Below are 21,515 nucleotides of genomic sequence, written 5' to 3'. Positions count from 1 at the left end.
AGCATAATTACGTTACATTTTAAAATTTGCTACTGTGCATACATGTGCCTATATTGCATTTTAAAATGACAATATTACACACATATAAAACTGAAATATTAAACTTAACTAACGAATATGGCATCTGAAACTATTAGCCTAAGCCAAGACGAGGCACTCGATTTACACCTAGAGAAAAGTGGCGTAGAAAAACAAAAACTACTCAATCATCCAGTTGGATTATTCGTTCTTTTCCTAACCGAAATGTGGGAAAGATTTAGCTACTATGGAATGAGAGCCCTACTAACACTATTTTTAGTAAGTGAAATTAGTAAAGGCGGATGGCATTGGACAGATGCTGAAGCTTTGAGGCTTTATGGATGGTACACAGGTCTAGTATATTTCACACCAATCATTGGTGGTTTAATTGCTGACCGTTTAACGGGTTATCGCAAAGCTGTAATCATCGGCGGATTAATTATGACATTAGGCCATGCATCTATGGCAATGGAAGGTTTATCTAATATTTTCTTCTACCTCGGACTATTACTTATGATTACTGGAAACGGAATGTTCAAGCCTAATATTTCTTCAATTGTCGGGCAATTATACCCTCCAATTAGCGACAAGAAAGACTCTGCATATGCCATTTTTTATATGGGCATAAATTCTGGTGCTTTCCTTGGAATATTAATGTGTGGATATGTAGGTGAAACACAAGGCTGGCATTGGGGATTTGGTTTAGCTGGAATTTTTATGCTTTTTGGAACCATTCAATTCTATTTTGCTCAAAAAATATTTGGAATACTAGGTCAAAAGATTGATAAAGCTGAAATTGTTGTACCTAAAACTGAAGATCTCCCAAAAGAAGAAGCAGCTGGTATTATTACCAAACAAAGACTTTGGGTAATAGGTGTATTTTCATTGTTCACTATTTTCTTTTGGATGGTTTTCGAACAAGCTGGGGGTTCAATGACCTTATTCGCAAAAAATTATACGCTAAGAGATTTAACAGGATCCGCGGGGACAGCTTTTAGATGGGTCGACTCAATCTTGACAATTTTTCCATTAATTGCGGTGACTGTTGTTCTAGTTGCGCTCGGAAAACGAATATTTAAGAAATATCCAGCGACAATAATTTTCACAGCACTAAGTTTCATAATCATTTGGTGTTTAGGAATTTGGAAAGTACAAAATGTGTTTTCGGCCGAAAAGACGGAAGTACCAGCATCATGGTTCGGAATACTAAACTCTTTCTTTATTGTTTTATTAGCACCATTTTTTTCCAAAATATGGGAAAGTAAATTTAATCCTAGCGGACCTGTAAAGTTTGCAATTGGATTAATCTTCTTGGGAGTTGGTTTTGCAGGACTTGCTTATGGAGGAATGGATATTGCTTCAGGTGCTAAAGTTGCTCAAGTTAGTATGTTTTGGTTAGTCTTCGCTTATTTCTTTCACACTGTTGGCGAATTGTGCGTTTCACCAGTTGGGCTATCTTACGTAAGTAAATTAGCTCCTGCAAAATTGGTTGGTTTAATGTTTGGTGTTTGGTTTGTTTGCACCTTTATCGGGAATTTATTAGCAGGTTTATCAGGTAGTTTAATTACTTCAATTAGCAATACCTATTCTATATCTACTTTCTTTTTAATTTTTACGGCAATTCCTGTTGTAGCAGGTTTAGGTATGCTTGCTCTATCACCAAAATTGCGTAAATGGATGCATGGCGTTCATTAAGCTATTTTTAACATCATTTAACCAAAAGCCCGCAAAGAAATTTCGGGCTTTTGGTTTTTAATAGCTATTTTCGTCTTTCGTTTTGCGTCGATCGTTATTCGCTATGCAAAAACGAAAAACCAATAACGAAAAACGATTAAAAAGTGTCTGATAGCCTAGTCATTATTCCAACTTATAACGAAAAAGAAAACATAGAGAAAATCATTCGAAAAGTGTTTTCGTTAGACTATGCATTTGAGGTTTTAATTATTGATGATGGTTCTCCTGATGGTACAGCAAGTATTGTCAAGAATTTACAATTAGAATTCCCGAAACAATTACATATAGAAGAACGCAAAGGAAAACTTGGTTTAGGCACGGCTTATATACACGGTTTTAAATGGGCATTAGCAAGAAATTACGAATATATTTTCGAAATGGATGCTGACTTTTCACACAACCCAAAAGACTTAATTAAGTTGAGAGATGCATGTGTTAATGGCGCTGATGTTTCAATAGGCTCTAGGTATGTGAAAGGTGTAAATGTAGTAAACTGGCCAATGGGCAGGGTTTTAATGTCTTATTTTGCATCTATGTATGTTCGTATCATCACTAGAATCAATATTCAAGACGCAACTGCAGGATTTAAATGTTATAGAAGAATAGTACTGGAAACCATCCCAATGCATAAAATCAAATTTGTAGGTTATGCCTTTCAAATTGAAATGAAATTTACCGCTATTAAATATGGTTTTAACGTAGTTGAAGTTCCCATCATTTTTACAGATAGAACAGAAGGAACATCTAAAATGAGTACCAGAATATTTAGGGAAGCTTTTTTAGGCGTAATACAGATGAAGGTTAATAGTTGGTTTCGTAACTACAATCGATAATTTAGTTTGGAGTTGGAAGTTTGGAGTAATGTCAACTCCCAACTTATGACTCACAACTCAAGACTTATTAGCCCTTATCATTGCTCCAAAATCTTGTTTATGGTACATTGCATTAACAATCATAACCAATCTTTTTGTGCGAGTAGGTTCAGTTTTAGCTGTATTTAACCAATTGATGAAATAATTTTGATGTGATTTAGGCATTGATAGAAATTGTTCAAGCAATGATTCTTCATCAGCCAAGCAAATCTCTAAATCATCAGGCATTTCAATTTTAAAATCTACATCAAATTCCAGATTCAAGTTAATTACCGCACCTTCTTCTTTTCTTAATGCCTTCCTTAATGGTTTATTTAATGGCAAAATAAAACCTTCATCTTTAACTGGCATTACACTCATCCCTTTCACAGCTACTTGATCTATCAAACCTCTTACCCTAAAACCAATACGTGAATTAGGTTTAATTTGGTCTGCTATATCTTGAGGAATAAAAACATAACTCCAACCCGTTTTTTCACCATTGGTTGAGAACCGTTCTATTTCTGCTTTTAGGTTAACCATTTTCTAAAGATAAAGGAACAAGGATTAAAGAAGAACTATAATGAATTTTAAATTAAAACTTCTCCTCCACTCCTAAGCCAAACAGCGCAAAATCATATTTAACAGGGTCTTTGGGATCAAACTCTTTTAATTTATTGGTTAGCTCAACTGCAGTTAGCCAATCTGTTTGTTTACGATTGATTAACCCTAGTCTCCTACCCACCCTATCCACGTGTACATCACAAGGACAAACTAGTGCTGAAACAGGAATTGTATTCCAAAGTCCAAAATCTACACCACAATCATCCTTCCGAACCATCCACCTCAAAAACATATTTAAACGTTTACATGTAGATTTTTGCAAAGGCGATGAAATGTGTTTAAAAGTTCTTCTGGGAAAATCTGGTAAGCTAAAAAAATAACTCCTAAAATGATTTAATGCTTTCTCGGCCGTAAAATCATCTGCTACAAAGTCATTTAATGAGCAGGGCGAAGAAGCAAGCTCAATATAATTTTCATCATTATATTTTTCAGGTAAATAATCAGGATTAAAAATTTGTTTATGAGGTAAAAAAGCTGTTTCTAGTGTATCAGATTGCAAGTAATGATGTTTGAAAAATGATACAAAATAAAGTAAATCGGTATCATTAAAAGTACGGTGTTTAAAACCTAACAGCCTTTTTAAATCATCATCGCTATGATTGAGCATAAATTCATAAGGCTGGTTATCCATCCTCAAAAAAAGCTCGTTACACTTATTGATAATCGTTTTACGCTGGCCCCAAGCTAAAATTGCCGCAAAAAATGCAGCAATTTCAATGTCTTGTTTTTTAGTGTATTGATGAGGAATACAAATTGGATCATTAGCAATAAAGTTAGGCTGATTATACTGCCTTACTTTAAAATCTAAAAAATCCTTAAGTTCATTAAATTCCATGTTGTTTTTAAATCCCGTCTCAATTCTCACTTCTCAATACTCAATATTCAATACTAAGAAAGAGCTTGCTCCAAATCTGCCAATAAATCATCAATATCTTCTACTCCAACACTTAAACGCAATAGGTTATCAGTTACGCCAACTTTTTCACGTTCTTCTTTTGGAATAGAGCCATGCGTCATCGTTGTTGGGTGATTAATTAAGGACTCTACACCCCCTAAAGATTCTGCCAAGGAGAAAACCTTAAATCTTGATGCAATCCTAAATGTTTCTTGCAAATCAGCGTCTTTCAAAGTAATTGAAACCATTCCACCGAAACCACGCATTTGTTTTTTAGCAATACCATGATTAGGATGGTCTTCAAAACCTGGCCAATAAATTTTATCGATTTTTGGATGTTTTTTTAAATAATGAGCAACTTTCTCTCCGTTTTCGCAATGCGCTTTCATACGCAAATGCAAAGTCTTAATACCTCTTAAAACTAAGAAAGAATCTTGTGGACCAGGTGTTGCCCCACAAGCATTATAAATAAAGAACAAATCTTTATACAATTGCTCATCGTTAACTAAAAGTGCACCCATCACCACATCAGAGTGACCGCCAATATATTTTGTAACCGAATGCATGACAATATCAGCGCCCAAATCTGCTGGGTTTTGTAAATATGGCGATGCGAAAGTATTATCAACCGCTAACAGCAAATTATTTTCTTTTGTTATTTTTGCAACCCCTTCAATATCAATAATTCGCATTGTTGGATTAGTTGGTGTTTCTATCCAAACTAATTTTGTATTTTCATTTACATAGGGAATGATATTTTCAGGTTTAGATAAATCCAAAAAATGAAACTTAATTCCATATTTCTGATAAACTTTAGTGAAAATACGATAAGAACCACCGTATAAATCGTTTCCAGTAATCACTTCATCGCCAGGCTTTAACAACCTCAACACACAATCAGTAGCACCCATTCCACTACTAAAAGCTAAACCAAATTTACAATTCTCCAAGGCTGCCAAACAATCTTCCAAAGCCTTACGAGTTGGATTTGTACCCCTTGAATATTCATACCCCTTGTGTTCTCCAGGTGATTTTTGCCAATAGGTTGAGGTTTGATAAATTGGTGTCATAACAGCACCCGTTGTTGGATCTGGTTCCTGACCAGCGTGTATAGCTTTTGTTGCAAACTTCATATTATGGATTATTTTGCTGTATTTCTGAACTGAATAAATAACCTAAACGTTTACCTGTAGGATAACCGCTAGCAGCTATTAATGATTGTTTTTGATGTAAGGTTACATCTTTTATCTTTGCAAATGGAGAAAGCAATAAGTCTGTGTTTAAGCACAAAAGTATCGACCTTTCTAAAATATCCGTTAAGTTTTCCTCGGTGATCACATTGGCTTCAAAGTCTTCGTATAAAAATCCTAATGAACCATCGCCCTCTACTAGAAAATGTTTTTCCTTGTTAATCAGTATTCTGGCGATTAGTGAACCTTCATCTGCTAACCTATTGTATTTAATGGAATCTGCTAAAAAATTATGAACATAGATTACACCACAATAACTTAGGCTCTGATCTGCTTTCACATAACTAGTCTGAAAAATTGAATGTCCTTCCTCAAAATTAAAAACGTTGCTATGCATTGAAATCATCAGCATATCACCAGAAAATTTCAGTTGTGCCTCGAATAGATTATTTTCCTTATAATTTACCTCAACAGATGGGTCCTTAGTTGTATAGTCGCTATGTAACTTCGCTGCAATTTTAGAAAGAATCGTTTTAGTTAAGCCAAATACTTCAGCCGTGCTGCGATAAATAGCTTGTTTTAAGGAAGCCGTGCTTTCTAATTTACTGAGTATTTCTTTATAGTTATCTTCCATAGTGAGATATGAGATATGAGATGTGAGATGTGAGATATTTTTAGCCTACATTCAGTCTCAAATCTCACATCTCACTACTCAAATCTAATTTAATAAGCCCTTGCAAACAACACTCTTTGCGTAGATGGTTTACCCGTAACAATACAAACACCATCTTCTTGTTTATTGTTTAAAGGAATACATCTAATTGTTGCTTTTGTTTCTTCTTTAATTTGTTTTTCAGTTTCTGCTGTACCATCCCAATGTGCAGAGATAAAGCCAGTTTTGCCGTCTAACAATTCTTTAAATTCATCATAAGAGTTAGCTTCAGTAATGTGCTCTTCCCTAAACTCATGTGCCCTGTTGTAAATATTTTCTTGAATTTCGTTTAATAAGTTAGCAATGTAAATATCTAATGCCTCTTGTGGAACTGTAGCTTTCTCTCTTGTATCTCTACGTGCTAATTCTACTGTACCATTCTCCATGTCTCTACCACCAATAGCTAAACGAACAGGAACTCCTTTTAGCTCATATTCTGCAAATTTAAATCCTGGACGTTGACTATCCCTACTGTCGTATTTCACTGAGATTCCCATTCCTTTTAATTTCAGCATTAATTCATCAACAAAGGTTGAAATTTTAGCTAAATCTTCTTCTCCTCTATAAATTGGAACAATTACAACTTGGATTGGTGCTAATTTTGGAGGCAATACTAAACCTGCATCATCACTATGTGCCATAATTAAAGCCCCCATTAAACGAGTTGAAACTCCCCATGAAGTAGCCCAAACGTGCTCCTGTTTACCTTCTTTACTTGTAAACTTTACATCAAAAGCTTTGGCAAAATTCTGACCTAAAAAGTGTGATGTTCCAGCTTGTAAGGCTTTTCCATCTTGCATTAATGCTTCGATACAATAAGTTTCTAAAGCTCCTGCAAAACGCTCAGTTGGTGTCTTTTTACCTTTTACAACAGGAACCGCCATCCAGTTTTCTGCAAAATCTGCATAAACATCTAACATTCTTTCTGTTTCTTCAACAGCTTCTTGTGAAGTGGCATGAGCAGTATGTCCTTCTTGCCATAAAAACTCAGTTGTACGTAAAAACAAACGAGTTCTCATTTCCCAACGCACTACATTTGCCCATTGGTTAATCAATAAAGGTAGATCGCGATAAGATTCAATCCAACCTCTGTAGGTGTTCCAAATAATAGTTTCTGAAGTTGGACGAACTATTAGTTCTTCTTCTAATTTTGCAGTTTCATCTACTACTATGTTCCCATTTCCATCATTTTTAAGACGGTAATGTGTCACAACAGCACACTCTGTCGCAAAACCTTCTACGTGTGCTGCTTCCTTAGAAAAATATGACTTAGGGATGAACAAAGGAAAATATGCGTTACTGTGACCTGTGTCTTTAAATTTTTGGTCTAAAACAGCCTGAATTTTCTCCCAAATTGAATAACCGTATGGCTTAATTACCATACAACCCTTAACCGATGAATGCTCGGCAAGGTCGGCTTTTATAACAATATCGTTATACCATTGAGAATAATCATCATTTTTACTCGTAATACCTTTGCTCATAACTAATTGGAACGTTTTTTGTGTTAAATTTCTTGTAAAGTAGTTTACAAATCTATAAATTTATAGCTACAATTTTTGTTGAGCACACAAACAAAACACATACAACATGAAACCTAACCATTTATTCACCAGTTTGCTCGCGGTAACTGCCTTGTTGGTTGCCTCTTGCTCTACTCCAAAAATGGCACAAAATGCTGCCATACAGGACGACGTGTACAACACAACTGCACAAGCTAAGGAGTACAAACCTTCGGAGCCAGTTCAAGCTACACAAACAGAAACACAATCTAATGCTGATTATTACGGAAGAACTAATCCGAACTATGATATGGATTATTATTCTCGTATTGATAGATTTTACTATGGAAACCAATATAGAGGTTATTATGATCCATACTATAACTATTACGGTTACAACTCTTACTATAATCCTTATGCTTTTGGTTATGGATTAGGTTATGGCGGATTAGGACTATATTATGGCAGCTATTTTAACAATCCTTTTAATAACTGGGGATTTTATGGTGGATATAACTACAATCCTTATTGGGGAATATATTCGAACTATAATTATTATGGAACTGGATATTATGGCGGCTTTGGTGGCGGGTATTACGGTGGTGGATATTATGCTGGAAGAAATACCTATAATCCTAATTATGGAGCAAGACCAAATAGAGGTGGTGAGAATGGCGTAGGTAGAGGCAACGGCACTACTTATGGTGGTGCAGCGAATGGCATACCTACTAGATCAAACACTGGAGCTGGCTCTGGAAATACAGTTACAAGAAGCAGGGCAGAAATGTATAATCCTGCAGGCCCAAGTGGAACAGCAACTAGACCTAGTTCAACAAGCAATACTTCAGGCTCTTACGACAGACCGAGTAGAACAACTACAACATCAGACTCTAGACCAACTAGGACTAGCGAAGCTCCGTCAAGACCAGCACCAACTTATAGTCCTCCACCAACTCAATCTAGCTCTCCTCCTTCAAGAGCCGAAAGTTCAGGAAGCAGTAGCTCTTCTGGAAGCAGCAGTAGTGGCGGTGGCGGTGGTGGCAGACCAGGCAGAGGTGGTAGATAATCTAAATTAACATTCAACACAGATGAAAAAAATGATATTAATGTTTGTGGTAGCTATAGTAGCTATCACAAGCAATACTTACGCTCAATATTCGAGCGACGCTCTTCGCTTTTCTCAAACAAATTATGGTAGTACCGCTCGTTTTAAAGCAATGGGTAATGCTCAAATTGGAGTTGGGGGGGATATGAGTTCTTTAGGTGGAAACCCTGCTGGACTGGGCTTGTTTACTAAATCAGAGTTCAGTTTAACACCTGAATTTAATAGTAGTGGAGTTAATGCAAACTATCTTAATCAAAATACCAATACAACAAAAGGTCAATTGAATATTAACCAAATTGGTGGCGTATTCTATGTTCCAGTTTATAAACAAAAAGGCCAAGACACTAAAAAAGGATTGATTAGTGGTGTTTTTGGTTTAGGTTATACCAGAAACAATGATTACAGCACTGAGATTAATTATGGAGGATCTAATAATAAAAACTCTATTGCAGACTATTTTGCAGAACTTGCTGGATCAGGTGTTCCTAATAATTTAGCTGAAGGAAGTTTGGAGCGAATGGCTTATGACAATTACTTAATCAGTTATGACAATGTTGCTAATAATTATTTTCCAGAAACTTTTGCAGAAACTGCTAATCCAAACCTACAGCGCAAAAATGAAATAAGATCAGGTTCAGTATCTGAATTTAATTTTTCAGGAGCCGCTAACATCGGCAACAAGGTATATATTGGAGCTAGTATTGGATTAGTTGACCTTAAATACAACACCGACGCACAATATGAAGAAAGTGGAAAAGCTAGAGAATACAACTCAGCTGGAGTTTTAACAGGTGCTAACACACCTTACAAATTACTTTTCAACCAAAACCAGGTAACTAAAGGTTCTGGTGTAAATGGACGTATTGGTATCATTGTTAGACCAGTTGACAACCTAAGATTAGGAGCAACTGTTCAAACCCCTACTTGGTTTGTTATTGACGATAGCTATACTGAAGGTTTAGATAACAGGGGAACGCTAAGAGGCACAACCGACGAGCAAACTTATGATTACACTTATAACTTAAGAACACCATTAAAGGGGTCTTTCGGAGCTAGTTATATCATTGCTGGTCAAGCCATCATCTCTGCTGACATTGATTATATTGATTATGCAAGTATTAAATTTTCAAGTAACAACGGAAGTGGTGCAAGCTCTACAATTACAACCAACAATAAAGCTGTAAGAGATAATTACCAGAGCGCAGTAAACTACAGGGTTGGTGCCGAATATAAAATTAATAACATTAGCTTAAGAGCTGGCTACGGTCTAAACGGAAGCCCATACAAAAGTGATGAAGACAAATTCTTTGACACCAAAATGTATAGTGGAGGCTTAGGCTATAGAGTAAACAACTACTATATAGATTTAGCTTACCAAAGAGTTGAGGCTAACAATACATATAGCCCATATACTTTAAGTAATTTCTCTGAGCCAACAGCTATAGCTAAAAGTACTAAAAACAATGTTTTCTTAACATTAGGATTAAGGTTTTAAGAAAACATAAGTTAAAACAAAAAAGACTTCCCTATTTACGGGGAAGTCTTTTTTGTTTTATCACTCTAGACATTCCTATTAAGGGATTTGCTTAATCAACCAACTTGCAATATCATTGGCCGCTTTATCATTATCATACTTAACAGGCAACCTTCCATTTACATACTCATTGTACAACCATGGGTCTCCTACTGCAAGTACCGTACCTTTACCATACTTTACACTTACCATCACATTTTTCCCGTCAGTTGTTTTTAATACAGGTTTTGCTGAATGATTAATTTTTATGGAAGATGCGTCTTTAATAAAAACGTGCTTTGCTGTTTTAAATATTGGGTTGTTTTCAATACTGATTTCACCATCTGCAAAATGCTGGTCGTCGGTTACATGTAAAATTAAATCTTTATTGAAGGTAAAGCCAAATTTAGAGGTAAGTATATTCAAATGTTCAAGATCTGCATTTACCTCATCGTTGGCCATCAACAACAAAACACCACCTGCTTTTACCCATTTGGCAATTGCTGATGCTTCCGCTTCGTTAACATAGTTGGGCTTTGCATTGTCTTTTAAATTATCTGGATCTACAATGATAAAAATATCGGTACCTTTTAATTTAGCCTCATCTGGAGCGGCACTTAAAGTTTTCAATTCCTTTGCACCATTCTTTTTAAAAGCCTCACCAAAAATTGAAAAGCCAGACATTTCAGTTTCATTCCATTGGTAATGAAAGGTAACCATATTACCCGACTTGTCTTTTTTAGTTTCTTGATTATAATAATTATCTATGATAACAGTTTGCGCATTTATCCTAAACCCAACAAAAGTTATCAGGCAAATCATCAATATGCTTTTAGAAAATTTATTCATTGTATTGTTATTTGAGATTATAAACATAAAGGTAAGTGATTAAAGGCATTACATGCCAGCAAGAGCACAAGAAATCTACCAAATATACTAGCCACCCTGCTGACAATGCTTTACCCTTAAAATTTTAACCTGCTCATTGTAATTTGTTGCTCTTTCAGTTCTATAAAAATTTTAGAAATTAGAAATATAACACATGACCAAATACAAATAGCTAAATCTTTTGCTCTAAACTATGAATACTTGAATAAATGGAAGAGTTTAAGACTGCACAAACGTTTGTTCTTTATTCATTTGATAATAGACATTAACGTATAGTTAATTTATTATTCAATCCCAGTAAATTGCTCCTGCTATTTTTGTTTTAGCTTCACAAGGTGTTTAAAGGGTGATAACACGGTGCAAACAGGGTCATAATAAGGTTATTAACCTAGTTAACTCCTAATTAAACACTTGTGAATTTCGCTTAACTTACAATTAAAGCTATTACAGGATAAAATGAACACTAAACGATAAAGTATCATTTAGATAATAGCGGTATTTAGCCAAAAGGTTGTTATAAAAATATTTCAGGCGAGACATACCTTTTTATCTGGACATTTTTAAACGCAGGTTTGCAAAGAATTTTCCCTATAAAAACCTTGTTAAATTTTACCATTTTGGTAATAATAGGAATTTGCAAAAAATCTAGAAATAGGAAGGAGTAAACGAGTTGACACTTAACAATGATCTAAGCATCGAAGAGATACATTAAAAAAATATCGTCCTTTGTTATATAACCCCACACAAACTACCACCCTTTTCACCCATCCTATCTATCTTCTTTTCAACTGTTGGGTCTTTGATCAGTTCTGGAGCATGATGTGGTTTCTTTCTGGCATCAATAATTAATGGTCCATTGCAACCCCAATGCTTGTTTGTAGTAAAGTCATTAGCACCATCTATATCAGTAGCGGGATTGCTTCTTGTAAAAGTCACCCAAACTAAATTATTAATATTTGCAGCTGTAAACTCCGCATCATCACATACAACAATTAAAGGTAGTGAAGATAAATCTTCGCTTTTTAAATGAGATTTTAAGGATTCTATTTGTGTTTTAGCACTGTCATATTGATAATCATTTCCCTTAATAACTAGCACCCCTGGTATAGCCATTTTTGGCGTATTAAATCCTTCTGGCAAGCTAAAGTTAGCAGGCAATGATGTTATTAAATCTCTTTTCTTTTCTCCTGCTGCTGCAAAAACAACTTTAGAACCAGCATTTAATCCCTCGCCAGAATAATCTAAGGTATCAATTGTAGTATTGGTATGGAAATGCAAATCCTTTTTTAAGTCAATTCTTTCCAGCATGTGATGAAGAAAATGCTCTATGTGATTGGTACTTAAATTTTCATCATCCTCTCTTGCTGCTATAAAAAGATATTTTGCCAAGCTCAATTGATTTTTACCTAAAATATGATTGGCAATGGTTAAAATTTCTTGAGGTTTCCTATCCTTTAAATAAGGTGTATATCTCTCACTACCGATAGCAAACAAAAGTGGATGAACGCCCGCAGCATCAACTGCGTTTACTTCTTTTAAACCCGAGATTTCTTTCGGAATCGCAGAGCCAGTAATTTCGTGAATAAGCGCACCAAAACTCGTGTCTTCCTGTGGTGGTCTACCCACAACCGTGAAAGACCAAACAGCATTTTTTTTATGATAAACGTTATGAACCTTCATCAATGGAAAAGGATGTGTTAAACTATAATAGCCTAGATGATCACCAAATGGCCCTTCAGGTTTATTTTCTTTTGGATAAACCGTTCCCGTAATTACAAAATCAGCATCTGCAGAAATACAGAAACCTTCCTCGTCATAAAAATACCTAAAACGCCTATTGCCCATAGCTCCTGCAAACGTTAATTCTGATAATCCCTCTGGCAATGGCATTACCGCAGCTAGAGGATGTGATGGTGGGCCGCCGACAAAAATACTCACTTTTAAAGGTTGGCCTTTTGCATTTGCCTTCGTTTGGTGCACCCCTATCCCTCTATGAATTTGATAGTGTAACCCTATTTCCTTGTCAGTAATATAATCGTTTCCTGCTAGTTGAATTCTGTACATCCCCAAATTCCCATTCATCACCCCTGGTTTATCTATATCTTCTGTAAAAACTTGGGGCATGGTAATAAATGGTCCACCATCCATTGGCCAATTTACAATTTGTGGTAATGCACTAATGGTGGTTTTTTGGAAAGTACTTTTAAAAAGCGATTGTTTTAAGGGTAATGCCGATAGAGCAGTTAATGCAGAACCTGCATATTTCAAAGGATTTTTTAATGCTTTTATGGGATCTGAACGTAAACCTACCAATTGTTCTACCTTTGGCAAGCTATCGCGAAACATAAATTTCGAACGTTCTAGGGTTCCAAAAAGATTAGAAACAGCGGGGAATTTACTTCCTTTTACGTTTTCAAACAATAAGGCCGGACCTTGTTTTTCATACACCCTTAAATGAATGGCGGCCATTTCTAAATAAGGATCAACCTCTTCTTTTATACGAATTAAATGACCGTTTTTTTCTAGGTCTGCAATGCAGTCGGCTAAATTTTTGTATCCCATCAATGCAAAAATAAGGTTTGATATTGAGAAAACTGAAAATTATAATTCCCTATTTCCGGTTATGGATATTCAGAAAAAAATTGAAAATCAACGTCAGTAATCCTTTTGTTATTTCAGCCCCGCCCTCGCTTCTGCCGAAAAAACGGCATCTCGCTAAGTCGGGTTTATTTAACAGAAAACAGTGGTTCTTTTTAAAGTTTGACCCTTCAATAACTCTATTTCAAAATCTCAAAAACTTAAAAACAACTTCTATTAATGGAAAATATCTTACACAAAAAAGCCGCAGTTAACAGAAAAATCTGCGAATCTACGGCTTAAAAACTAAGTTAGTTTATTTCTTTCCAGCGAAAGAGCGTAACATCCAAGTTGTTTTTTCTTTAAACTGCATAAAACGGTTAACCATATCATTGGTTCCGTCATCACCAGCTATGTCAGATGCTTCTAATAATTCACGTTCTAGTTCAATTAATTTGGCCATATCTTCTAAAACTGCATCAACCATATCTAAATCTTTCATACCAATGGTATCAATTTCTTTAATGGTTGCTTCCTTAATGTAATCTGCAAAACGACTATGAGGTGGTTTTCCCAATGTTAAAACACGCTCAGCAATTTCATCAATTGTTAATTGAGCGTTGGTATATAATTCTTCAAACTTGATGTGTAAGGTGAAAAAATTCTGACCTTTGATGTTCCAATGGCAACCTCTTAGCTTTTGATAATGAATATGGTAATTGGCTAAGTAGTCATTTAACATATCTACTACTGGTTTAACTTTTTTCTCGCTTAAACTAATTTCTTTTGCGTCCATGATAATTTAGATGATTTTAATTTCAATTATAAAACAATCAATATTGAGATTGGTTTGGCTAAAATTAGGAAAAAAGCACAATAGATATGTCATAATAACGTTTTAGCTACATCATTTACCCTAAAAATTATTTTCGTATAATTGTCAACCAAATACTTTCAAGAAAATTAATGCAGAAACTATATATACTCCTCACCTTCCTTACGCTCAGCTCTTCCATTACTTTTGCCAACTATAAGGTTGATTCTATTGGCGTTGAGAATAACAAAGGCAAAAAACTGATTCTTCATAGAGTTGAAGCCAAGGAAACTTATTATTCACTTGCTAAAAAATACAATGTCAATTTTAAAGACATCATGACTTTTAACGACAGCAAGTTTTTACAAATTGGTGTAATTATTAAAGTACCTACAACAATAGATTTTGCACCAGTTAATGTTGCTGCTGCAGCAAAAGATAACAATGCCAATACTGTTGAATATACCATTAAAGCGAAGGATAATTTAAATATGCTTGCTGAAAAGTATGGGACAACCGTTGATGAAATTAAAAGGGTTAATGGATTAAAATCAATCAATTTACAAATTGGCCAAGTTTTAAAAATTCCTAATGCTACCAATGTAAGTGAAACGGTCACACAGCCAGAACCGAAAACTGTTGTTACACCACCTGCCTCAAAAACAGTAGTTGATAATAAAGTTGTAACCAATGAAAACCCCGCAGCAGTTGTAGAACATAGCATAAAAGCAAAAGAAAACCTAAATATGCTTGCTGAAAAGTATGGCACCACAGTTGATGAGATAAAGCGATTGAACGGTCTTTCTTCAAATAATTTGAGGATTGGTCAGATTTTAAAAATTCCTTCGGTGAATGGCACACAAGCTCCAGTAGTTGAAACCGTCACACAAGCCGAGCCAAAAAGCAATGCAAAAAAAGAAGTTGTTACAGCTAAAACCACTTCAGATGCAAGTTTTGAGCATACAGTTGTAGCTGGTGAAACCATTTATTCTATCGCACAAAAATACAGCTTAACCACTTATCAATTAAAGACTTTCAATAATCTTACTTCAACAGATGTTACTGTAGGGCAGAAATTAATTATAAAAGGTGCTAAACCTGCTGCAACAACTGGTGATGATGATGAAGAAAGTACTGGAAGTCCAAATACGATTAAAGACCCAACCTTAAAGTATGCGCCAAGCAAATATGGGTTAACTCAATTTGAAGAAAAAGGAACTGCAGTTTGGATTGCCGACCAAGACTTAGATGCTTCTAAAATGTTGGTTTTACATCGCACTGCGCCAGTAGGAACCGTTATAAAAATTACAAACCCAATGAGCAACCGAACCACCTATGCAAAGGTTGTTGGTAAATTTACAGAGAACGAATCAACAAAAGATGTTATAATTGTAATGACAAAAGCAGTAGCAGATGCTGTTGGTGCTTTAGATAAACGCTTTTTTTGTAATATAACCTACGGCGCTCAAGAGAATGAACAACAAAAATAAACCTTTAATAATTGGTATTGCAGGTGGAAGTGGTTCTGGTAAGACCTTCTTTTTAAATAGTTTTTTACATCATTTTAAAAATGATGAAGTCACATTGCTTTCACAGGATGATTATTACATTCCTGCCGGAGAAATGACCCAAGAGGAAAACAAACTCTATAATTTTGATTTACCATCTACTATTGATGATGAACAATTTTTAATCGACATCAAAAAATTAATTAAAGGAGATGTTGTTTACAAAAAGGAATATAATTTCAACAATCCGCTAGCGGTTGTTAAAATTTTAGAAATAAACCCTGCACCCATTTTAATAGTAGAAGGGTTATTCATTCTTCATTTTACAGAAATTTCTGACTTATTAGACTTACGCATATTTATCGAAGCGGATGAAGATGTAGCTTTACAACGTCGCATTAAACGCGATGGAATGGAAAGAGGCTATCCTGAAGATGATGTGCTTTATAAATGGGATAACCATGTTGTACCAGCGTATAAAGAGTTTTTACTTCCTTACCGTGATGCCTGCAATAAAATTGTAATCAACAATAACGATACCCCAGATGATATCATCAGAATTACTGAAGAGATATCTGATGAGTTGAAGACTAAGTATTGTAAGTAATTTAGTTGATGGTCAATGGTTCATAGTTGATGGTGCAAATAGCCATTAACCCATAGCCATTGACCATAAGCTTAATCCAAAACCATTTCAGGCACATTGTCATCCGCGTAAAGTTTACCTAAGGTAGATTGCTTAATAAAATCAACACTAACACCAGGTGCTCTTTCTAACAATCTAAAGCCTCCTTCTGGTAAAATATCCAATACCGCTAACTCTGTGACCACCTTTTTGATGCACTTAACACCAGTTAAAGGCAAAGTGCAATTAGGTAATAACTTACTTTCTCCTGCCTTGTTAATATGCTGCATGGCAACGATTATATTTTTGGCCGAAGCTACCAAATCCATTGCTCCTCCCATTCCTTTAACCATTTTACCTGGAATTTTCCAGTTGGCAATATCCCCATTTTCGGAGACTTCCATTGCCCCTAAAATGGTTAAATCTATTTTCTGAGCCCTTATCATTCCGAAACTCATTGCCGAATCAAATATAGATGAACCGGCTAAAGTGGTGATGGTTTGTTTACCAGCGTTTATCAAATCAGGGTCTTCCTCTCCCTCAAAAGGAAATGGTCCCATACCCAACAAGCCATTTTCAGATTGTAGTACAACATTAATTCCCTCTGGGATATAATTTGCTACTAACGTTGGGATACCTATCCCCAAATTAACGTAGTAACCATCTTTTATTTCTTTTGCTATACGTTTAGCAATTCCGTTTTTATCAAGCATATTCTATTTTTTGACCACAAAGGCACTAAGTAAATTTGAGATAATGTTTATCCGTTTTTCGTTGGTCGTTTTTCGTTAACCGAAGGACGATAGACTATGAACGAAAGACGTTACTGCTCTTTAATCCTTCTTCCTTACCGTTCTTTGTTCAATTCTTTTTTCGTAATCTTTTCCTTGGAATATGCGATGAACATATACGCCAGGCGTATGAATATGGTCGGGGTCTAATTCTCCAGCCTCTACTAAATGTTCTACTTCGGCAATTGTAATTTTTCCAGCCATGGCCATTACAGGATTAAAGTTTCTACTGGTAGAACGGAAGATTAGATTACCAGCAGTATCACCTTTCCAAGCTTTAACCAAGGCAAAATCTGCATCAAAGGCATATTCCATCAAGTAATCCTTGCCATTAAAATTTCTGATTTCTTTACCTTCTGCTACCTCTGTACCTACACCTGCAGGCGTAAAAATTGCTGGCATTCCGTAACCTGCAGCCATACAACGAGTGGCCAATGTACCTTGCGGAATTAGTTCCACCTCCAGTTCGCCACTTAACAATTGCCTTTCAAACTCGGCATTTTCGCCAACATAAGAGGATATCATTTTTTTAACCTGTCTGGTTTGTAGCATTAGACCAATTCCAAAATCGTCTACACCTGCATTGTTTGCAATACAGGTTAGGTTTTTAACACCTTTTTTAACGAGTGCAGTAATGCAATTTTCAGGAATACCACATAAGCCAAATCCGCCTAACATTAAGGTATCTCCATCTTTTATATCCTTGATAGCATCATCTGCTCCAGATACAACTTTGTTAATCATATATTACGTTTTGTGGCTAAATTAGAATTAATATAGCGCTTTTTAAAATGGGAGTAGATGTAAATTTTACACTAAGCAAAGCTGATAAACCTTGCTAATAGACAAAATAAAGATGTTTTTAATGTGATTAAAAAAATTAGAAAATATTTTAGAAATTTTCTTGTTTATAAGCTAGGCCATTGTTGATAATGACCTTCACATTAAATTTGCCAAAGAGATAATACACCTCTAACAAATGGCATCTCAAAATATCCCAGAGAGCCTGCCCCGAAATTTCGGGGGATAAAACATTTATACTGGTTACATAGAGAAATATTTGACCCCATCTGGGGTCGTACATCATAATACCAATATCTATAAATATATGACCTCTCTGAGGTCTGAATATTGCTAAGAGTAGTAATCAGTTTTAATGAATGCTAAATTGTTTGCGTTAAAATATTATTTCAAGTTAACATAAGTAATCCCATCTCCACCTCTATCAGCGTGTTCATCTTCTAAACTTTTCACTTCTTTATATTTCTTTAAGTGTTCTCTCACTAACTTCCTTAAAATCCCATCACCTTTACCATGAATTAGTTTAATTGATGGAAAGCCAAGCATAATTGCTTTATCCATGTAATTTTCTACCTCCTGAATGGCATTTTCACCACGCATCCCTCGTAAATCTAATTCCGGTCTAAAGTTCATAACAGCTTCAGACATTCTGCCTGAATATGAATTACTTTGAACTACTTTTTTAGCTTGGCGATTGCTAATCTTTTGAACCCTATTGCGTTTAACAACAGAACGTAAATCACCTAATGCCAACACAAAGTTGTCTCTATTAATTTCTAATACTTGCCCACTGGTTTCTGAATTTACCAACTGAACCCAATCCCCTACTTCAATTGCAGAATTATCAATTTTAACAACAGGTTTTTTCTCTTCCTTTACTTCGTTCTTAACTAAACTCTTCTGCAGGTTCTGTCTTAATTCTTTCGTTACAACTTTATCGGCTTGTTTTTCTTTAATTTCTGCAATGGTATTCTCTACCAGTTTGTTGGCATCTCTTATAATATTTTGAGCTTCTAATTTGGCCTCTTTAATTAAAACCTTTTTGTTCTCCTCTAAAAAGAGTTTAAGCTTTTCATTTTCTGCAACTAGGTTTTTAACCTTATTCTGCTGATTGGCGAGGGTGATTTTAGTTTCGTGAATTTGTCGTTTTTCTTTTTCTAAATCGACCAATAAGCTATCTATGCTATTTTGGTTGGTTCCTATTTTTTGTCTTGCTAATTCTAAAACTTCTCTTTGTAAGCCGATATTCTGGGCAATTTCAAAAGCATAAGAACTTCCAGGTTTACCTAGATCTAAAATATATAAAGGCTTCATTTTACTATTATCAAATAACATTGATGCGTTTTCTAAACCATCTGTATTACCTGCAAATAGCTTTAAGTTCGAATAATGAGTTGTAATTACGCCTCTAACTTTTTTCTTGTTTAAAACTTCTAGAACAGCTTCTGCCATTGGCCCACCAAATTGTGGGTCTGTTCCTGTGCCAAACTCATCAATTAAAACCAAGGTTTTTGGAGAAGCATGTTCTACAAAATACCTCATTTTGGTTAAATGCGCACTGTAAGTACTTAAGTCTGATTCAATAGACTGGTCATCGCCAATATCTGCAAAAATCTGGTCGAAGATTCCCATTTCACTACTTTCATCAACAGGAACCAATAAGCCAGTTTGCAACATCATTTGCAACAAACCAACAGTTTTCATACAAACCGATTTTCCTCCAGCATTTGGTCCAGACACTAAAACAATCCTTAAATTCTCATTGATATGAATATTTAAAGGCACAACTGTTTTTTTCTCTGTGGCAAAAGAAAGTAATAATAAAGGGTGACGAGCATTTATCAACTTCGTTTTTGCCTCTTTTAGTAAAACAGGCATATTAGCTTGAATATCTATTGCAAACAACGCCTTAGCTCTAACAAAATCTAGTTTGGTTAAAAACCCGTGATAAGAAAGAAGTAATGGCGTAAACGGTCGTAATTCTGTGGTAATGGCAATTAAAATTTTGATAATCTCTCTTCGTTTATCAAATTCTAAATCCCTTAGTTTGTTGTTTAACGTAAAAACTTCTTCGGGCTCTAAATAAACCGTTTGTCCACTTGCAGACTCATCGTGAATAAAACCCTTCAGTTTTCTTTTATTCTCAGCCAAAATGGGAATACAAATTCTTCCGTCTCTAACGGTTAAACTTCCATCAGCAACCCAGTTTTTGCCAACAGCCATTTTATAGATAGAATCCATTCGTTTACGAACTTCTTGTTCGCCTTTGGCAATGGCCGATGTAATTTCTTGTAGCTCAGCAGAAGCATTTGGTTTTAATTTTCCCTTCGGGTCTAAAACCGTTTCTATCTTTTTAAGGATATTTTTTTCAATGGGTAAATGCTCAAACAGCGCTTCTAAATTTGGATAAATTTCTTTCCTTTCGTCGAAAAATCGAATTACAGAAAAAACCGTTTGTAAGGAAGAATAGATTTGAAATAATTCATCCTCTATTAAATAAGTGCTTTCTACTCTTATTTTATCCGCCAGTATTTTAATGTCAAAAAATGAACTGATTTGTAGCGGCTCTTGATTTTCTAATATATTTTTGAACTCACTCGTTTGACGAAGAAACTTATTAATCTGGTCAAATTTGGTCATCACTTGCATTTTAGCAACTAATGCCTGCCCCATTGTACTTAAACAATGTTGATGAACCATTTGTCGCACCTCATTAAAGCCTAAACGCTCCTGGCAATTTTCGGGATATAACATATTACTGAACGGGGAATTTTGTTTTTTTTGCTGACAAAGTATCTAAAGCAGGTTTTACTTCTGTGGGTACAGGTGTTGGCATTGCAATAGGTGGGGGCATAGATACAGATAGTACATTGCCAAAATTACCATAGCGTTGTTTAATTAAATACCTGTAATTGTATCTTCTATCTAAAGTTGGGTCATATTGAGTGCTGTCTTTTGCACTTGCATCAAAAATACCTTTAAACGAATACTCTAGCGCCAATAAGTCTTCTTTTGTAACCTGTTCTTTTAAAATCGTAAGTTTAACACTAATGCTATCATACATCTTTTTCATAACGTCTGGATGATTGTAATAGTAATCCAAACTTCTATTATACAAGGCAGAATCTATTTCAAACTTCTTGTAAACACCATTATATAAAGGAGCTGCCACTTTCTTAGAAGTATCTTGACTAGGCAAGTTTAAAGTAGATAGATAACCATCAACAATATGAATATCAATTAATACTTTCTCCATTTTATCTGGCTGAATTATATCCTTTGGAACACCTGGTTTACAAGCGTAAATGAATAAACAAAGTATGATAAGGGTAAAAAATCGTTTCATTATTTGTAAAACCTTCTTATT

At 35.1% G+C, this 21,515-nt stretch carries 18 protein-coding genes; 6 read left to right on the top strand and 12 right to left on the bottom strand.

Features of this window, described 5'->3' with window-relative positions; genetic code table 11:
* Positions 1 to 117: 117 nt before the first annotated feature.
* Together R2Q59_RS03405 and R2Q59_RS03400 are read left to right on the top strand one after the other, a co-directional pair.
* Positions 118 to 1,713: a peptide MFS transporter gene (locus tag R2Q59_RS03405; RefSeq protein ID WP_316765687.1), complete on the top strand. Its 1,596-nt coding sequence runs from the start codon at positions 118 to 120 to the stop codon at positions 1,711 to 1,713.
* A 143-nt stretch (positions 1,714 to 1,856) separates the two neighbouring features.
* Entirely contained in the window at positions 1,857 to 2,585 is a 729-nt protein-coding gene (locus R2Q59_RS03400; RefSeq protein WP_316783667.1) for a polyprenol monophosphomannose synthase, read from the top strand.
* Between the two features lie 57 nt (positions 2,586 to 2,642).
* On the opposite strand, the gene R2Q59_RS03395 is transcribed toward R2Q59_RS03400, so the two are convergent.
* The 5 genes from R2Q59_RS03395 to proS all read right to left on the bottom strand — a co-directional run bounded on the left by R2Q59_RS03395 (position 2,643) and on the right by proS (position 7,508).
* Entirely contained in the window at positions 2,643 to 3,146 is a 504-nt protein-coding gene (locus R2Q59_RS03395) for a YdeI/OmpD-associated family protein (RefSeq protein WP_316765684.1), read from the bottom strand.
* A gap of 52 nt (positions 3,147 to 3,198) precedes the next feature.
* Positions 3,199 to 4,062, bottom strand: coding sequence for a TIGR02757 family protein (locus R2Q59_RS03390; RefSeq protein ID WP_316765683.1), 864 nt, complete (start codon positions 4,060 to 4,062; stop codon positions 3,199 to 3,201).
* A 53-nt stretch (positions 4,063 to 4,115) separates the two neighbouring features.
* Entirely contained in the window at positions 4,116 to 5,255 is a 1,140-nt protein-coding gene (locus R2Q59_RS03385) for a cystathionine gamma-synthase (RefSeq protein ID WP_316783665.1), read from the bottom strand.
* A 1-nt stretch (position 5,256) separates the two neighbouring features.
* On the bottom strand, positions 5,257 to 5,946 hold the full coding sequence (locus R2Q59_RS03380) for a hypothetical protein (RefSeq protein WP_316765680.1): 690 nt from the start codon (positions 5,944 to 5,946) through the stop codon (positions 5,257 to 5,259).
* Between the two features lie 89 nt (positions 5,947 to 6,035).
* Entirely contained in the window at positions 6,036 to 7,508 is a 1,473-nt protein-coding gene (gene proS / locus R2Q59_RS03375; protein ID WP_316783663.1) for a proline--tRNA ligase, read from the bottom strand.
* Positions 7,509 to 7,614: 106 nt separating this feature from the next.
* Between proS and R2Q59_RS03370 the strand changes: the two genes are divergently transcribed.
* Together R2Q59_RS03370 and R2Q59_RS03365 are read left to right on the top strand one after the other, a co-directional pair.
* Complete coding sequence (locus R2Q59_RS03370) at positions 7,615 to 8,592, top strand: hypothetical protein (protein ID WP_316783661.1); 978 nt, start codon at positions 7,615 to 7,617, stop codon at positions 8,590 to 8,592.
* A gap of 22 nt (positions 8,593 to 8,614) precedes the next feature.
* On the top strand, positions 8,615 to 10,126 hold the full coding sequence (locus tag R2Q59_RS03365; protein ID WP_316783660.1) for a hypothetical protein: 1,512 nt from the start codon (positions 8,615 to 8,617) through the stop codon (positions 10,124 to 10,126).
* Between the two features lie 78 nt (positions 10,127 to 10,204).
* On the opposite strand, the gene R2Q59_RS03360 is transcribed toward R2Q59_RS03365, so the two are convergent.
* The 3 genes from R2Q59_RS03360 to R2Q59_RS03350 all read right to left on the bottom strand — a co-directional run bounded on the left by R2Q59_RS03360 (position 10,205) and on the right by R2Q59_RS03350 (position 14,405).
* Positions 10,205 to 10,993 carry a hypothetical protein gene (locus R2Q59_RS03360; RefSeq protein WP_316783658.1) on the bottom strand — a complete coding sequence of 263 codons (789 nt, stop codon included), beginning with the start codon at positions 10,991 to 10,993 and terminating at the stop codon, positions 10,205 to 10,207.
* A 768-nt stretch (positions 10,994 to 11,761) separates the two neighbouring features.
* Positions 11,762 to 13,594 carry a UbiD family decarboxylase gene (locus R2Q59_RS03355; protein ID WP_316783656.1) on the bottom strand — a complete coding sequence of 611 codons (1,833 nt, stop codon included), beginning with the start codon at positions 13,592 to 13,594 and terminating at the stop codon, positions 11,762 to 11,764.
* A gap of 331 nt (positions 13,595 to 13,925) precedes the next feature.
* Positions 13,926 to 14,405 (bottom strand): DNA starvation/stationary phase protection protein, encoded by a 480-nt coding sequence (locus R2Q59_RS03350; RefSeq protein WP_316765671.1) that lies wholly within the window; start codon positions 14,403 to 14,405, stop codon positions 13,926 to 13,928.
* Between the two features lie 170 nt (positions 14,406 to 14,575).
* Here R2Q59_RS03350 and R2Q59_RS03345 point away from each other — a divergent pair, with 170 nt between their 5' ends.
* Positions 14,576 to 15,913 (top strand): LysM peptidoglycan-binding domain-containing protein, encoded by a 1,338-nt coding sequence (locus R2Q59_RS03345; RefSeq protein WP_316783654.1) that lies wholly within the window; start codon positions 14,576 to 14,578, stop codon positions 15,911 to 15,913.
* Complete coding sequence (locus tag R2Q59_RS03340; protein ID WP_316765667.1) at positions 15,897 to 16,538, top strand: uridine kinase; 642 nt, start codon at positions 15,897 to 15,899, stop codon at positions 16,536 to 16,538. Before R2Q59_RS03345 ends, R2Q59_RS03340 begins: the two co-directional genes overlap by 17 nt.
* 71 nt (positions 16,539 to 16,609) lie before the next feature.
* Here R2Q59_RS03340 and R2Q59_RS03335 read toward each other — a convergent pair whose 3' ends face one another.
* From R2Q59_RS03335 to R2Q59_RS03320, 4 genes are all read right to left on the bottom strand, one after another.
* A complete protein-coding gene (locus R2Q59_RS03335) occupies positions 16,610 to 17,269 on the bottom strand; it encodes a 3-oxoacid CoA-transferase subunit B (protein WP_316783652.1) in 660 nt (219 codons plus the stop codon).
* Positions 17,270 to 17,389: 120 nt separating this feature from the next.
* The gene (locus R2Q59_RS03330) at positions 17,390 to 18,091 is read right to left on the bottom strand and encodes a CoA transferase subunit A (RefSeq protein ID WP_316783650.1); all 702 of its coding nucleotides are present in this window, start codon (positions 18,089 to 18,091) and stop codon (positions 17,390 to 17,392) included.
* Between the two features lie 441 nt (positions 18,092 to 18,532).
* Entirely contained in the window at positions 18,533 to 20,902 is a 2,370-nt protein-coding gene (locus tag R2Q59_RS03325) for an endonuclease MutS2 (RefSeq protein ID WP_316783648.1), read from the bottom strand.
* Position 20,903: 1 nt separating this feature from the next.
* Positions 20,904 to 21,494 (bottom strand): DUF4296 domain-containing protein, encoded by a 591-nt coding sequence (locus R2Q59_RS03320; protein WP_316765661.1) that lies wholly within the window; start codon positions 21,492 to 21,494, stop codon positions 20,904 to 20,906.
* Positions 21,495 to 21,515 lie beyond the last annotated feature (21 nt).

The organism is Pedobacter frigiditerrae (assembly GCF_032678705.1).
GTDB classification, from domain to species: Bacteria; Bacteroidota; Bacteroidia; order Sphingobacteriales; family Sphingobacteriaceae; genus Pedobacter; species Pedobacter frigiditerrae_A.
Note: the sequence above shows the minus strand (reverse complement) of the source record. Positions and strands in the feature narration are given on the sequence as shown.

Coding starts and splice junctions, on each gene's coding strand:
- R2Q59_RS03405 (WP_316765687.1), top strand. CDS start 118: ATGGCATCTGAAACTATTAGCCTAAGCCAAGACGAGGCACTCGATTTA.
- R2Q59_RS03395 (WP_316765684.1), bottom strand. CDS start 3,146: ATGGTTAACCTAAAAGCAGAAATAGAACGGTTCTCAACCAATGGTGAA.
- R2Q59_RS03390 (WP_316765683.1), bottom strand. CDS start 4,062: ATGGAATTTAATGAACTTAAGGATTTTTTAGATTTTAAAGTAAGGCAG.
- R2Q59_RS03385 (WP_316783665.1), bottom strand. CDS start 5,255: ATGAAGTTTGCAACAAAAGCTATACACGCTGGTCAGGAACCAGATCCA.
- R2Q59_RS03380 (WP_316765680.1), bottom strand. CDS start 5,946: ATGGAAGATAACTATAAAGAAATACTCAGTAAATTAGAAAGCACGGCT.
- proS (WP_316783663.1), bottom strand. CDS start 7,508: ATGAGCAAAGGTATTACGAGTAAAAATGATGATTATTCTCAATGGTAT.
- R2Q59_RS03370 (WP_316783661.1), top strand. CDS start 7,615: ATGAAACCTAACCATTTATTCACCAGTTTGCTCGCGGTAACTGCCTTG.
- R2Q59_RS03365 (WP_316783660.1), top strand. CDS start 8,615: ATGAAAAAAATGATATTAATGTTTGTGGTAGCTATAGTAGCTATCACA.
- R2Q59_RS03360 (WP_316783658.1), bottom strand. CDS start 10,993: ATGAATAAATTTTCTAAAAGCATATTGATGATTTGCCTGATAACTTTT.
- R2Q59_RS03355 (WP_316783656.1), bottom strand. CDS start 13,594: ATGGGATACAAAAATTTAGCCGACTGCATTGCAGACCTAGAAAAAAAC.
- R2Q59_RS03350 (WP_316765671.1), bottom strand. CDS start 14,405: ATGGACGCAAAAGAAATTAGTTTAAGCGAGAAAAAAGTTAAACCAGTA.
- R2Q59_RS03345 (WP_316783654.1), top strand. CDS start 14,576: ATGCAGAAACTATATATACTCCTCACCTTCCTTACGCTCAGCTCTTCC.
- R2Q59_RS03340 (WP_316765667.1), top strand. CDS start 15,897: ATGAACAACAAAAATAAACCTTTAATAATTGGTATTGCAGGTGGAAGT.
- R2Q59_RS03335 (WP_316783652.1), bottom strand. CDS start 17,269: ATGCTTGATAAAAACGGAATTGCTAAACGTATAGCAAAAGAAATAAAA.
- R2Q59_RS03330 (WP_316783650.1), bottom strand. CDS start 18,091: ATGATTAACAAAGTTGTATCTGGAGCAGATGATGCTATCAAGGATATA.
- R2Q59_RS03325 (WP_316783648.1), bottom strand. CDS start 20,902: ATGTTATATCCCGAAAATTGCCAGGAGCGTTTAGGCTTTAATGAGGTG.
- R2Q59_RS03320 (WP_316765661.1), bottom strand. CDS start 21,494: ATGAAACGATTTTTTACCCTTATCATACTTTGTTTATTCATTTACGCT.